This is a genomic window from Pseudoalteromonas sp. OFAV1, assembly GCF_021532595.1.
Classification (GTDB): domain Bacteria; phylum Pseudomonadota; class Gammaproteobacteria; order Enterobacterales; family Alteromonadaceae; genus Pseudoalteromonas; species Pseudoalteromonas lipolytica_C.
The window spans coordinates 201,477-216,039 of record NZ_JAKGBG010000001.1 but is presented as its reverse complement, the minus strand read 5'-3'; the positions used below and the strand labels follow the sequence as shown (position 1 = coordinate 216,039).

Annotated in this window: 13 protein-coding genes; 4 read left to right on the top strand and 9 right to left on the bottom strand. The window is 40.7% G+C overall.

Annotated features, from left to right (window positions below; all coding sequences use genetic code 11):
- Positions 1-46 precede the first annotated feature (46 nt).
- Positions 47-799, bottom strand: a complete 753-nt coding sequence (locus tag L1267_RS00990) for a substrate-binding periplasmic protein (protein ID WP_235381837.1) — start codon at positions 797-799, stop codon at positions 47-49.
- A 63-nt stretch (positions 800-862) separates the two neighbouring features.
- Positions 863-1,267, bottom strand: a complete 405-nt coding sequence (locus L1267_RS00985; RefSeq protein ID WP_135923675.1) for an HIT domain-containing protein — start codon at positions 1,265-1,267, stop codon at positions 863-865.
- A 112-nt stretch (positions 1,268-1,379) separates the two neighbouring features.
- Between L1267_RS00985 and L1267_RS00980 the strand changes: the two genes are divergently transcribed.
- Positions 1,380-3,605 (top strand): S9 family peptidase, encoded by a 2,226-nt coding sequence (locus tag L1267_RS00980; protein ID WP_235381835.1) that lies wholly within the window; start codon positions 1,380-1,382, stop codon positions 3,603-3,605.
- 149 nt (positions 3,606-3,754) lie between these two features.
- Positions 3,755-5,389, top strand: coding sequence for a methyl-accepting chemotaxis protein (locus tag L1267_RS00975; RefSeq protein WP_235381833.1), 1,635 nt, complete (start codon positions 3,755-3,757; stop codon positions 5,387-5,389).
- A gap of 84 nt (positions 5,390-5,473) precedes the next feature.
- Here L1267_RS00975 and L1267_RS00970 read toward each other — a convergent pair whose 3' ends face one another.
- The 7 genes from L1267_RS00970 to L1267_RS00940 form a co-directional block, all read right to left on the bottom strand.
- Positions 5,474-6,055, bottom strand: a complete 582-nt coding sequence (locus L1267_RS00970; RefSeq protein ID WP_135923672.1) for a hypothetical protein — start codon at positions 6,053-6,055, stop codon at positions 5,474-5,476.
- A gap of 33 nt (positions 6,056-6,088) precedes the next feature.
- Positions 6,089-6,574 carry a hypothetical protein gene (locus L1267_RS00965; protein ID WP_199526869.1) on the bottom strand — a complete coding sequence of 162 codons (486 nt, stop codon included), beginning with the start codon at positions 6,572-6,574 and terminating at the stop codon, positions 6,089-6,091.
- 103 nt (positions 6,575-6,677) lie between these two features.
- Positions 6,678-7,757 carry a hypothetical protein gene (locus L1267_RS00960; RefSeq protein WP_235381831.1) on the bottom strand — a complete coding sequence of 360 codons (1,080 nt, stop codon included), beginning with the start codon at positions 7,755-7,757 and terminating at the stop codon, positions 6,678-6,680.
- 359 nt (positions 7,758-8,116) lie between these two features.
- Positions 8,117-9,640, bottom strand: a complete 1,524-nt coding sequence (locus L1267_RS00955; protein WP_235381830.1) for a M17 family metallopeptidase — start codon at positions 9,638-9,640, stop codon at positions 8,117-8,119.
- A gap of 103 nt (positions 9,641-9,743) precedes the next feature.
- Positions 9,744-11,426 carry a carbon starvation CstA family protein gene (locus L1267_RS00950; protein WP_235381828.1) on the bottom strand — a complete coding sequence of 561 codons (1,683 nt, stop codon included), beginning with the start codon at positions 11,424-11,426 and terminating at the stop codon, positions 9,744-9,746.
- Positions 11,427-11,532: 106 nt separating this feature from the next.
- Complete coding sequence (dinB, locus tag L1267_RS00945; RefSeq protein WP_199526866.1) at positions 11,533-12,585, bottom strand: DNA polymerase IV; 1,053 nt, start codon at positions 12,583-12,585, stop codon at positions 11,533-11,535.
- Positions 12,586-12,656: 71 nt separating this feature from the next.
- Complete coding sequence (locus L1267_RS00940; RefSeq protein ID WP_135923666.1) at positions 12,657-12,866, bottom strand: hypothetical protein; 210 nt, start codon at positions 12,864-12,866, stop codon at positions 12,657-12,659.
- 153 nt (positions 12,867-13,019) lie between these two features.
- Between L1267_RS00940 and L1267_RS00935 the strand changes: the two genes are divergently transcribed.
- The gene (locus L1267_RS00935) at positions 13,020-13,448 is read left to right on the top strand and encodes an acyl-CoA thioesterase (protein WP_235381826.1); all 429 of its coding nucleotides are present in this window, start codon (positions 13,020-13,022) and stop codon (positions 13,446-13,448) included.
- A 12-nt stretch (positions 13,449-13,460) separates the two neighbouring features.
- The gene (locus L1267_RS00930; protein WP_135923664.1) at positions 13,461-14,513 is read left to right on the top strand and encodes an aldo/keto reductase; all 1,053 of its coding nucleotides are present in this window, start codon (positions 13,461-13,463) and stop codon (positions 14,511-14,513) included.
- Positions 14,514-14,563 lie beyond the last annotated feature (50 nt).

Sequence of the window (14,563 nt, the reverse complement as noted above, 5' to 3'; positions counted from 1 at the left end):
TAATAGCAAAACTCAAATAAAAAACGCTGCCATGATGCAGCGTTTTTTAATGATGAGCGACAAAGCTGAGTTCATACTTTTTGTTCAAACGAACAATATCCCCGTTGATCAACATTTTTTGAAACTCAGCATTAAAAGCATTAATAAATTCATCGAGTTCACGACTTTTACTAAAACCAAAATAGCCTTGATTGACTGTCACGATTGGCGATAGCATAACCACTTTATCTTTAATATTTAAACTATCTATAACAGGTTTCGCAGCACGAGGATGAGTCAGGATAACATCAACCCTGTCATACATTAATTGCAAAAAGCTAGCCCTGACACTGGCGACCTCAGACAGCGACAAACTCGATGCATTGCGTTTAAACTCATCACCATAGTTCCAACCGCGAATAACCCCAATAGTATCTTTTCGTAAACTGGCAAAATTACCTACCCACGTAACCTCACTATCCGGTTTGGTGTAAAAAACTATCGGGTCTTCGTAAAATGGTAAAGCACTATAATGCATGTACTGTTCACGCAAATGGGATTTGTATGGGCCAATAATGGCATCAGCATGACCTTGTTCAACCATCTTCAAGGCACGTTTCAACGGCATAATATCAATAACTAGCGTATGCCCCAACCGACGACATATTTCGTGAGCAATATCGCCACCAAGGCCAACCACCTGGCCTTGTTCATTATGTTCTAAAATCGATGGAAAATGACTGCCAACAAAATAATAACTTTTCGCAACGCTAGGTGCTGAACTCAAAGCAAAGAGCACGACAAAAATATACATTTTCATTACGAGGTGCTCTTATATTCTTTCATTTATTTATCCTAGTTCATCCTAGCTATTTTACATCAATTAGAAGTGTGCTTTTAGCTGTTTAATTTGCTCATCAGTATAAGGGATGGCTGGGAGCTTGCCCCACACAGGCGCAGGCCATGCTGGGTCAGATTTAAAGCGCGCGATATGGTGAATGTGTAATTGTGGCACCATGTTGCCAAGTGCAGCCACATTCAATTTATCTGGTGTGAATACCTGTTGAATCAACTTACTAAGCTTAGCTGACTCTTGTAAAAAAACGATTTGCAGCTCTTCTGATAGATCAATGATTTCTCTTAACCCTGCCTGCCTAGGAACTAAAATGAACCACGGATACTGGCTGTCATTCATCAATAACACTTTGCATAACGGCCAATCAGCAAGTTCGATACAGTCTCGTGCTAGTTCTGGGGCCAAAGAAAACAGCATATCGGCATTTTTCATCAATAAATCCTTTGATAATGGGTAAACATCTCCTACTTTATAGCATTTTGTTGCAGTTGCCTAAGCTTACCATTACCATCGTGGCAGTTTTTATTCGAGCGAAGGTACCCTTGTGCTAAAAAAAATTAAATCTCTCTCACTTGCTTTGCCAGTGGTGGCAACAGCATTCAGTGTGACCGCTGAACCACTCACTCTTGAACGTATTTTTGACGATCCAAGCTTAGCAGGTAAAGCGCCTGTACAACTTAAATTCTCTCCAGATGGCAGTCGTGTAACTTACCTGCAAGGTAAAACCGATGATTACAATCGCTACGACTTATGGGAATACAACTTAAAAGATAACAAAAACCGCTTATTAGTTGACTCTGCTGCGCTATTTTCTGGCCCAGAAAACTTATCTGATGAAGAAAAAGCACGCCGTGAGCGCCAACGTATTTTTGGTAAAGGGATCTTAGAATATAAATGGTCAAAAGACGGTAAAGCGCTTTTATTCCCGCTTAATGGCGACCTTTACTATTATGAGCTTGCTTCAGCAAAAAGCCGTAAATTAACCGACACAGAAGCATTCGAAACCGATGCACGTTTCTCACCCAAAGGCCACTATGTGTCGTTTATTCGTGAGCAAAACCTATATGCACTTAACTTAAAAACGGGTCAAGAAATCCAATTAAGTAAAGATGGCGGCGGCGTTATTAAAAACGGTATGGCCGAATTTGTTGCGCAAGAAGAAATGGGCCGCATGACTGGCTACTGGTGGTCTGGTGATGAGTCTAAAATCGCTTATACCCGTGTTGATGAAAGCCCAGTAAAAGAAGCAATCCGTAATGAGATTTACGCCGATGAAGTAAAGCTTTTTAACCAACGCTACCCGTTTACAGGTACCGACAACGTTAAAATTCAGTTAGGTGTTGTAAGCATTAACAACCAAAAAACTGACTGGGTTGATTTAGGCGACGATCAAGATATTTATATCGCTCGCGCAAAATGGTTAAAAGATAACAAAACACTTTCTTATCAGTGGCAAGACCGCTCGCAACATAACTTAGAGTTACGTTTTTATAATAGCGACACTAAAAAGCAAACAGTTGCCCTAACAGAAACCAGTGATACTTGGATTAACCTGCACTTTGATTTGCAGTTCTTAAACGATAAAAAACATTTCGTTTGGGCATCTGAGCGCGACGGCTTTAAACACCTGTATTTGTATCGCACAAATGGTGAAATGATCCGTCAAATCACTCAAGGCGAATGGGTTGTTGATAGTTTAAAAGGTATAGACGAGAAAAAAGGCATTGTTTATTTTGCAGGTCGCAAAGATACAGCACTTGAGAGCCACCTTTACAGCGTACCGCTATTCAAAAAAGGCGAAATTAAACGCGTAACTGAGCTAGGTGCTTACCATAATGTGGTGATTGCTAAAGATAACAAAACCTTTATCGATAACAGCTCATCAGTGAATAAGCCTGGCTCTGCAGCATTACGTAAAATTAATGGCGAATTTATCACTTGGCTTGAAGAAAACAAGTTAGATAAGTCACACCCATTAACGCCTTACCTAGCTGATTTGATCACGCCTGAATACGGCACGTTAAAGGCTGAAGACGGACAAATTATGCATTACCGTATATTCAAGCCAACTAATTACCAAGATGGTAAAAAGCACCCGGTTATTGTTAACGTATATGGCGGTCCTCATGCCCAGCGTGTAACGAACAGCTGGCGTAGTAAAAACTTATACTTCCAGTACATGGCACAACAAGGCTATGTTATTTTTCAACTTGATAACCGTGGTTCATACAACCGTGGTAAAAAGTTTGAAGACGTGATTTATAAGCACTTAGGTGTGGCTGAAGTGGCAGACCAAATTAAAGGTGTCGAGTTCTTACGCACCCTTGATTACGTTGACCCTGAGCGTATTGGTATTTATGGCCACAGCTACGGTGGTTACATGGCGCTTATGACTATGTTTAAAGCGGGCGACTACTTCAAAGCCGGTGTTTCTGGTGCGCCAGTAACTGATTGGGCACTTTACGACACTCACTACACTGAGCGTTATGTAGGTCACCCTGCAACTAACGCAAAAGGCTACGAAGCAAGTGCAGTTTTCCCATATGCCGAAGGCTTAAAAGGCCCACTGATGATTTACCACGGTATGGCTGATGATAACGTGTTATTTACTCATGCCACTAAGTTATTTAAACAACTGCAAGATCAAGAAAAACAGTTCGAAATGATGACTTATCCGGGCTCAAAACACAGTTTACGTGGTAAGAGCGTACAAACGCACTTACACCAAACCATCACAAGTTTCTTCAACCGACACTTTAACGTTGAGTAATCACGTTTTATTTCGGTAACTTAGACTAAAGGCTGATTGTTAAATCAGCCTTTTTTTTGTCTCAATGTATTCTACTATTTAACTAGATTTTCGACCTATTTTGGCTACGCTTAATACATTGCTCCTATGAGCATGACGAAGGAACACACATGAATTTACGCCGTTTTACAATTTTTCAGCGCCTCGCCATGTTAGTGAGTGTGGTCGTTATAGGGCTGATATTTTTAAGCGTCTCGAGTTTAACGCAGCAATACAGCTCGCTAAAACATGAGCAATACATTAAAACCCAAAACCTTGTTGAATCTGCTTACTCTATCATTGAGCATAACTATGCGTTGTTTGAGCAAGGTAAGCTGAGTGAGCAACAAGCAAAACAAGCAGCCCTCGAAACAATTTCAGCACTTCGTTACGACAACAACAATTACTTTTGGATCAACGATTATCAACCCGTTATGGTCATGCACCCGTTTAAGCCCGAATTAAATGGTAAATCGCTAGCGGGCAGTAAAGATCCAGATGGCGTGTTGTTATTTGTCGATATGGTTAATATCGTCAAAAAACAAGGTGAAGGTTTTATTCCTTATAAGTGGCCAAAGCCAGGTAAAGACGAGCCGGTTGATAAAATTGCCTACGTAAAAGGCTTTGATAAATGGCAATGGATTGTTGGTTCTGGTGTCTATATTGATACTATTGAAGAAGCATTCTCTTCGCTACGTAACAATGTGATTATTATCGCGGTAGTGATCATTGCCCTACTAGTTGCACTAAGCTACCTCATTGCCAATAGCATCTTGCGCCCGACACAACTTGCCGCCGACATGATGAAAGACATCTCGCAAGGTGAAGGCGACTTAACCCAAAAGCTTGATGAAAATGGCAATGATGAAGTGTCTCGTTTATCGCGCTACTTTAATTTGTACACCGCAAAAATGCGTGAGTCACTGAAACATGTTGCCCACAATGCCGAGCAAGTTAATCAGTTTGCCCATAGTGTTGATGATGCCAGTAAAACAAATCACTCTTTTATTGAGCTACAAAACGATAGCTCAACTCAAGTAGCAACCGCAATGGAACAAATGACTCATCAAATTCACGATGTTAGTCAAAATGCCGATCAAGCTGAGCATGCCGCTAATGAAGCCGCGCAAAATGCCGAAGCGGGCAAGCAGGTTCTTAACAAGACCATTACCGCCATTGAGACACTGTCGCATAATATTGAACAAGTGAGTAAGGTAACGGCGGATCTTGCTGCAGAGAGTAACAACATTGGCTCAGTACTTGATGTTATCCGCAGCATTGCTGAGCAGACCAACTTACTGGCACTCAATGCTGCCATTGAAGCAGCTCGTGCTGGCGAGCAAGGACGAGGCTTTGCCGTTGTCGCTGACGAAGTACGTACATTAGCAAGTCGCACAGGTAAAAGTACCGACGAAATTCAAGCCATGATCAGTAAACTACAAACAGGCGCACAAGCTGCTGTTGATGCTGTATCAGCAAGCCAACAGTTATCAACCGAAACAGTTTCACAAGCAGGTGAAGCAAATAGCTCATTGAGTGAGATTGAGCGACTTGTCTCTATTATTAAAGATATGAACAGCCAAATCGCCCGCGCTACTGAGCAACAAACCAGCGCCGCAGATGAGGTTAATTTACGGATTAATGAGCTTTCACAATCAACCGAGCAATCACTGTCGAATACCGAAGGACTTTCGAACGCCAGTGAAAACTTAAAGCAAAGCTCACAAGCGTTAAGTGATGTCGTAAACCGCTTCAAGCTCGACTAACGCCACAAAAAAGCCCCGTACAGCTGTGCGGGGCTTTTACAATGAATTAGCTTGCTGCTAATTGAATAAATAGTAGTACCTTAATTAAAAGGCCCTTATAGGATTAGGCTTATATTTATCATGCTCATTTAGAATTTCGTATGGCACATTCAACCGCTCTGAAATCATTTGCACATCACGTTCAATACTCGAATAGTTGCTATGATCCATTAACACATACCCTTTATTTTGTTTACTATAAAACCCAAACTGAAGCGCAGTATAAGACGAACCACTACCACCTGGGCAATAATGAGAAATAACAAAAAACTGGCTAATATCTTCAATACGCACAAGCTCTTTACCATCCTCTTTGTAATAGCCAGAGTTAAAATCAAACTCTTTTTTCACTCGTGATGATTTAAAAATTAAAAAAACTAAAAAACCAAAAACAAAACAAACAAAAAAACAAACAATTAGTAAATAATAACTACCGAGAACTAATGTCACATAAGAAAACATTAAAAAAATCAAAACAAGCGGAACATAAAAGAAATAAGGAAATACACTACCTAGAAAAGTTTTCTTTACATGAACTTTATTATTACCAGCAATCAAATAAGCTGTTTTATGATTAGCTCCGCCACCATTTGTGAAAGTTAAAACCTCTTCACCTTCTTTGAACATAAACCCCTCTAAAATTGTGTTGCATTTAACTTATTAAAAAGCTCTTATAGGATTAGGCTTATATTTATCATGCTCATTTAGAATTTCGTATGGCACATTCAACCGCTCTGAAATCATTTGCACATCACGTTTAATACTCGAATAGCTACTATGATCCATTAACACATACCCTTTATTTTCCTTGCAATAAAAGCCAAACTGAAAAGCTGTATAAGGCGAACCACTACTACTTGAACAATAGTGAGAAATAACTAAAAACTGGCTGATATCTTCAATACGCACAAGCTTTTTGCCACCCTCTTTGTAATAACCAGACTCAAAGTCGAACTCTTTTTTTACTCGAGATTTTCTAAAAATAAAAATAAAAAAACTAGCAAGAAAGGAGTAAAAAACAAAACATACAACAATAAGTTTATATTCCTCCATAATAAAAAATTCATATGATATTTTACAAAAAGTAAGGATAAGTGGAATATAAAAAAAATAAGGAAACATACTACCTAGAAAAGTTTTTTTCACATATACCTTCTCATTACAAGCAAGCAAAAAAGCGGCTTTAAAATTAGCTCCCCCCCCATTCTAAAAGTTAAAACCTCTTCACCTTCTTTGAACATAAATCCCTCTAAAATTGTGTTGCATTTAACTTGTTATAAAATTCGCGGCTAGTAAGTACAGAGCTAAATAGAGGTTCATCATATGAATGTTTTAATTTATGGCTTTTTTTATCTACTGCAAACAACATGTAGTTTGAAAATTCAGCATGCTTTACTTTAGCAATATAATAAATTGTTTCTTTTGTTTTTAGTGTCGTCACAAATTTTATTTCACTTATATTACCAATAAACTGCATGTACGCTGTCGCTGTATAATATTTAATACTCATATCCTGCTCACCATACATAACAGGTATTAATACTTGTGGATCATAATTGTGCCAAAATTCTGTTGTATCTTTACTATGTTGCCATACTGCTTGAATATATTTGTTTATATTAGCCAAACCCTTATCTTTGTTTACATTAACCTCTGCAGAGCTACCTTTGCTAAAGGTAACTTTAGAAGCTAAAGGAGTTAAATCGAACTTAACAGTAACGGGGTTTACTTTATTAACGCCGTAATCAGGAAAGTAATCCACTGTAAAATCAAAGCTTTTTGTGCTTTTAAAATGTGGTTTATGTTCAGCTAAGGCAATAACACTTGATACCATGCCAGAGTTATCACTTCCCCTTACCATCATATCGCTTACTGCACATCTTCGCTGTTGACTACAATAGACTGCATCGTACCAACTCATTGCTTTACCATTAATTCCCCAATCAAGTGAGAGCACTGCATACTCTCCCCATAGGTAGTTATTATTTAGCTCAAGAGCACTTAGCTTGTTGTAGTTTGAAAATTTATCGGGCCTGCGTTTCAATTCTTTACTAATGTTAGCCCGTGTACCATCTCCCTCAAAAAGAGTGGTCAGTAATTGTTTTGTGTTATCAGCTTTTGCAAAACGATAATACTGCTGCAGTGCTTGCAGCTCTTTACTTGGTGCCTTTTTTGTCAGTAAGTCTTGTCCACTATAATTATCAGTCTGTTGAATACTAGCAATAACAACAATCTCACCATCACCATTGCTGGCAAGTGGTACAGATACCTGCTTAGCATTAGTAGAAAAAACAACCCCTATAATGAATAGAAAAAATAGTTTATTCATAATCACTTCCTTTTATACATCCCTTAAAAAATTAGAGATAATTAATTAAAATTAAAAACTTGAATTTAAAATATAAGTCAATAAAGAACATGAAAACTTAAACTACACAAGAAGTGAAAAAATATAAAAAGAAAATAAAATCTTATTTGAGTGCAAGACCATATCCATATATAAAAATCCATTTACAAATTTAGCGTACAAGATAAAACTAACTAAAACAAAAGATAATAATTAAAAAGCCATTAAAACAGATTAATTTATTGCATTATATTTACCAAGCAATAGAAAATAACCAAGCACAAAAAAAGCCCCGCACTACTGTGCGGGGCTTTTAAAACTAAAAACTTATAGCTTTTAGCTTATAAACAATAACGAGCGAATAAGCTGCTTACTGTTGCTGCGGTAGGCTTACCATGTTGCCAATCACCACCTTCTACGCCGCTACCTGCGATGTCCATATGAACATACGGTAATGGTTGCGCTGATTCAGTGCCATGTTTATCTAAGCCACCGACAATTGCTAAGAATGCCATTGGGAACTGGTGACCACGAGCAGTCACTGCAGAAGCTGCATTATTACTTGATAATACATCGTCAGCTAACGTGCGAGGACGAATGAAGTCATAATCTTCACGACGGCTACGAGATACTTCGGCGCCATCTGCCCATAAATCGCCTAAATCAGCAATTTGGCGTGAAATTTTCGCTGCGCGAGCTGGACCATTTTCAACATACGCACTGTAAGGCCCCATCGCACGTGCTGCGTGGCCTGTTAATGTTGCAACAGTGAATAACTCTGGATTTACTTCGTTTAAAGCGCGATCTTTCATTTCGCTTAGTAAGTCACCCATTGCTAAACGGCCTTCTGCATCTGTGTTACCGATACGAACGCGAACGCCTTCACGGCTGGTAATGATTTCATCAGGAACAAAACAATCAGAACCAATTGAGTTACGAACTACGGCTAAATAAGCAATCACTTTTACGCCTTTTGGTGCAAAGTCAGCCACTGATTTCATAAAGCCAGCAACCGAAGCTGCACCGCCTTTATCGCGGCTCATACCAGCCATAAAGCCACCCACTTTAAGGTCAGCACCACCGGTATCGTAAACTAAACCTTTACCAACAAACATTAGGGTGCGCTCAACGTCGCTTTCAGGAACATACTCTAGTTTTACAACACGCGGATGATGACGCTCAACAGCGTAAGATGCACGCGCTACTGTGCTCATCATTGGGTAATCTTTATCGATAGTGTTGATATCTGAAATCACTTCTACAGACACCTTGCTACCGGCAAATAACTCAACGCAATAATCAGCAAAGCGAGGTGGTGCCATACGCTCAGGCTCGGTACCACATAAGTCACGTGCAGCGTATTGACCCGCAGCAATGGCATTCACTGCTTTAACCATCGCTGCATCTGCGCCCACTAGGCTAATTTGGCTAATTGGTTCAATCGCCTGACCGTGGAACTCACGTGCTTCAAGTGGTTGCCACAATGCTTGGCAAGCACCTAAATACGCCACTTCAAGGGCATGCTTGTAACGGCTGTCTTGATTTATATTAGCAAGTAAAATAGCAGGCTGAGTGCTCCCCGATGCTTTGGCTTCTAGTACACCTTGCTTTGCCGCGTCAAAGTAACGGCGTACATCATCATAATCACGGTTTAGAGGGCCTGTAGGGGCTAAAATCACGCGTTTAGAGTCAATGACAAGTAATGTCACTTGTTTGCCAATACGCGCGTCTACAGCTTGTTGAGCGCTAATAGCTTGGCTTAAGCTTGCGTCTGCTAAAGAAGAAAAATCATCACCGATAATAATCAATGCATCGTGATTTGCATCCGCTAATTGCGGGGCTGCAACTGCATGAGGGTATGCCATAAAAAAGGTCCTGCTGTTAGAAACATAGGACCTTATTATCATTGATTTAGAGCGCTATTGCCAGCCAAGTAAGATAGCTAACTATAAGGCTGGCAAGCTAAGTTTACTGCTCTGTAATGTGTGCTGAGTCTTTACGATGCTTAACAATCACAGACCAAGCTTCAAGCATAACCAAAACACTCACAACCAGTACTAACAAATCAAGTGTCACCAGTAACCAGTTACCTTGTTGGTAGTATTCGCCAAGTTTGATAACCCCAGCAAAGAACGCCATAACTAATACGAAGCTCATTGGGATCAAGGTGTATTTTGCCGGGCGATTCGCTTTAATAAGCATTACCGATATAACCAGTAAGGTTAAGCTTGCAAGGATTTGGTTAGTCGAGCCGAATAACGGCCAAATGATCATACCGCCGCTACCATCAGCGCCACCAGCACCAAAAGCAAGCAGTAAACAGCAAAGTACAGCAACTAACGTCGCAACCACACCGTTTCGAATAATGCTGATATTATAAATATCGCCCCATTCTTGGATGATATAACGCTGCAGACGAACGCCAGAGTCCATCGTAGTCCCCGCAAACAGCACCACCATTACGGCAAGTAATGTTGAGGCGACTTCTTGCGAAATACCCCAGCCGTTTTCAATTAGATTAGCGCCACCATTAATAAAGGCACTCACACTACCGGCACCTAAGTGGCTGTAAATTTCATGCCATTCTTCTGGAGATACCGCAAGCGCCACACCACTTACTGCAACCAATGTAATAAGCGCAAGCATACCTTCGCCTACCGCACCTAAGTAACCAACAAAGCGGCCATCAGTTTCTTTGTTAAGCTGCTTAGAGCTAGTACCTGAAGAGACAATACCGTGGAAGCCAGATACCGCACCACAGGCTATGGTCACAAATAGCAATGGAATAATACTTGGTGTATCAACCGCCGTTTGAGTATTGAAAGCAGGCGCTGTGATATCAGGCATTGAAATAAATACCGCACCATAAAGCAGTACTAATCCCACTAATAGCTGCATACCGTTGATGAAGTCACGTGGCTGTAACAGCATCCATACAGGGAGTAATGAAGCAATTGCCGCATAAATAAATAAGATGATGATCCAGTTCGCATTCGCACTTAAGCCAAACATTTCATCAGGTAATGCAATTGGCATGCTACTACCAAGGTAAATAGTGTAATAAAGGATCCCCACACCAATTAAACAAAGTGGAATTAACGACACTTTACGGCGTAGCAACTGACCAATGACTAACGCCACGACAATCGCTGACCAAGCAGGAAAAACAGCGTTAGGTTGAGATACAAATGATTTGGCAATTACCACACCAAATACCGCATTCACCATCAGCAGTACTAAAAACACTACAATCATAAATAACGCACGGGTGCGTTTACCAATTACGCTTTCAGATAAAGCGCCCATTGATTTGCCTTTGTTACGCGCACTGGCCCATAGAGCCCCCATGTCGTGAACACCAGCAAAAAAGATAGTACCAAATACCACCCAAAGTACCGCAGGCACCCAGCCCCAATATACGGCAATCGCAGGGCCAACAATTGGCGCTGCACCTGCAACAGAAGTGAAATGGTGACCCCATAACACAACTTTGTTGGTTGGCACATAATCCACACCATCCTCAAGTTCATGAGCAGGTGTGACAAAATTATCATCCATTTTAAATATTTTTTCGGCGATGAATTTCGAATAAAAGAACCATCCGAACAACATACCGACTATTCCGAGCAGCACGATTACGACCGATTGCATAGTCATCTCTCTTGTTAAGTTATAATGTTGTCTAAGGTGTTGAACTAGATAGGCCTAGCACCCCAACTAGACACTAACAAACTTTCAAGCACCAAGGTGTTAACCTTTAGTCTAATATACTCAGCTGAAAATGCTCGTGAGCTTGACTCTTTATTCCGACACCTATCCCTAACAGGCGTACTGGCTGGTTGTTGCCTCGCTCATAGGCTTTACTCATTAACTCAGAAAAAATGCGTTCGTCTAATTGGTGATGGCTTTGATCGGCACTGGTAACAACAAAGTTGGCAAACTTTACTTTTACCGATAATTTATTGATGCGGTTACTTAATTGCTGTTTATCTAGACGGCGAGTTAATTCCTCCATTAAACGGGGTAACTGGCTTAAACATTCGTCTAAATTATTTTTGTTGTACTCATAGGTATGCTCAACACTAAGTGACTTACGTACTCGCTCAGTTGACACCTTGCCAACGTATTCACCTGCACATTTTTGGTATAAAGACACGCCAAAATTACCAATGTGTTGCTGCATCCAATTAACCCCTTTCGCGCGCACATCAGCCCCAGTGTAAAGCCCTTTCAGTTGCAACTTTTCTAATGTCACCTTACCTACACCAGGAATTTTACCAAGCGGTAAACTCGCCAAAAAGTCATCAACCTCCTCAGGCAATACAACAAACTGTCCATTAGGCTTGTTTTCATCACTGGCAATTTTGGCAATAAACTTAATCGGAGCAACACCTGCAGAGGCTGTCAGCCCGGTGGTGTTATAGATTTCTTGGCGAATTTGCTGCGCCATCAGTGTTGCGCTGCCTTTGCATGCGGTACTGTCGGTTACATCTAGGTAGGCTTCATCTAACGATAACGGCTCAATAAGGTCAGTGTACTTTGCAAAAATAGCGCGAATTTGTGTAGAAATTTCTTTATAGACCTGCATTCGTCCGGGCACGATAACCAGATCGGGGCACAATTGTTTGGCGTGGTAGTTCGACATCGCCGAACGCACACCATATTTACGGGCAATATAATTGGCTGTAGAAAGAACCCCGCGACGACTATTTCCGCCTATAGCCAGTGGCACATTGGCAAGGGCTGGGTTATCACGCATTTCAACGGCCGCATAAAAGCAATCCATATCAATATGAATGAATTTTTTCATCTAACATACAACAACTGTTTATTTATACAGTTATTATTATTTAAACGACCCGAATGTGCAAGCTAGGTAATTTAACTTGTTTGCTCGTTTGTTTGCTGTGATGATTTTTTCCGGCTAACAAGCCGTGCTCCAAACAGCCAGAATGCCGCCTCAAGTAGCAACCCTACACCAATTAAGACGATGAATCCTGACATTGTGCCCATGCTGTAACACAGCAGAGCGAGCGCAAGGAGGATGAAAAGAGCGATCCACTTAGCCGCTTTCAAAGTGAGTTGCTGCATAATTAAGATCCTTCAATGTGTGTTAAACCAGTGCACACTTTACGTAAGCGTGAACTTATAAATCTAGCACAATATACTGAGCTTTCTAATTACCTTGAGCTAAAAGCTGCATATTGCTAACCTAAGTTATCTCACAATCAATGAAGATTTACTATGCAATCGTTTATAGAACAACACCCTATCAGAACAAAAATCAATGTTGCATGGGGTGAAATGGATGCCCTGCAACACGTCAACAATGTAGTGTATTTTCGCTACTTCGAAACAGCCCGTATCGATTTTTTTACTCAATTAGGTTTTCTTAAAGATTTACAAGTAACAGGTGTTGGCCCGGTGATCAGCGAAAACAATGCTCGCTATAAACGCCCGGTAACATTTCCTGATACGGTGCATGTTGGTGTTAAGGTTAGTGACATTGAACAAGATCGTTTTATGATGCATTACACTGTATTTAGTGAAAGCCAAGATGCTGTAACAACCATTGGCTCATCACAAGTGGTAATGTTTAATTTTAAAACGGGTAAAAAAGCGCAGTTAAATGATGAGTTATTAGCTGCACTTAAAGCCCATTCTAGCGATTAACAAGGATCTATTATGCTTTATAGCCCACTTGGTCGAAGTGGTATTGATGTATCTCGTGTTTGCTTAGGTAGCATGACATGGGGTATGCAAAACAACCAAGCCGATGCCGATGAACAAATCGCCTATGCATTAGATAAAGGCGTTAACTTTATCGATACTGCAGAAATGTATGCAGTGCCACCTTCTCCTGACACCTATGGTAAAACAGAACAGATCATCGGTAACTGGTTAGCTCGTAACAAAGACAAACGCGATAACCTTGTTATTGCCACTAAAATTGCAGGTAACGGTTTGCCTTGGGTACGCGATGCGGGCGACATTACTCGCCAGGCAGTAGTTGAAGCTGTTGATGCTTCACTCAAACGCTTACAAACTGATGTTATCGATTTATACCAGTTACATTGGCCTAATCGTACTTCGCCACACTTTGGTAAACAGTGGCCAGGTAAAGTGCGCTTCTCGGAGGCTGACACCGAGCAAAATATCGCTGGCATGTTAGATATCCTCGAAGGTCTGAATGATTGTGTAAAAGCAGGTAAAATTAAACACTGTGGTTTATCTGATGATACTCCGTGGGGCATTAGCCAGTACCTTCGTTTAAGCGAACAACATAACCTTCCGCGTATGGTATCAATTCAAAACGAGTTTAGTTTGTTACATGCCAAAGATTGGCCGTATTTGATTGAGCAATGTATTCATGAAGATATTGCTTACCTACCATGGTCACCGCTGGGTGGTGGCATGTTAAGTGGTAAGTACTTAAATGGTGCGCGCCCAGAAGGTAGCCGCTGGACGCTAGTACAACGTAATGGCCTATTTAGAGACACAGCACAATCGCAAGCTGCAATTGCTGAATATGTTGAAATTGCTAACGCCTTTAATTTAACGCCTTCACAGCTCGCGCTTGCTTGGTGTAATCAAGTAGATGGTGTGAGTTCAACAATTATTGGTGCAACATCGATGGCGCAGTTGAAAGAAAATATCGATGCTTTCTCGGTGCAATTAAGCGATGAAGCTAACGATAAAATCGCTGACGTATTTAACCGCTATCCGATGCCATTCTAAGCTATCTTCTAAAACATTAGTGAGTCTACCTTCAGTAGACTCGCTAGCAC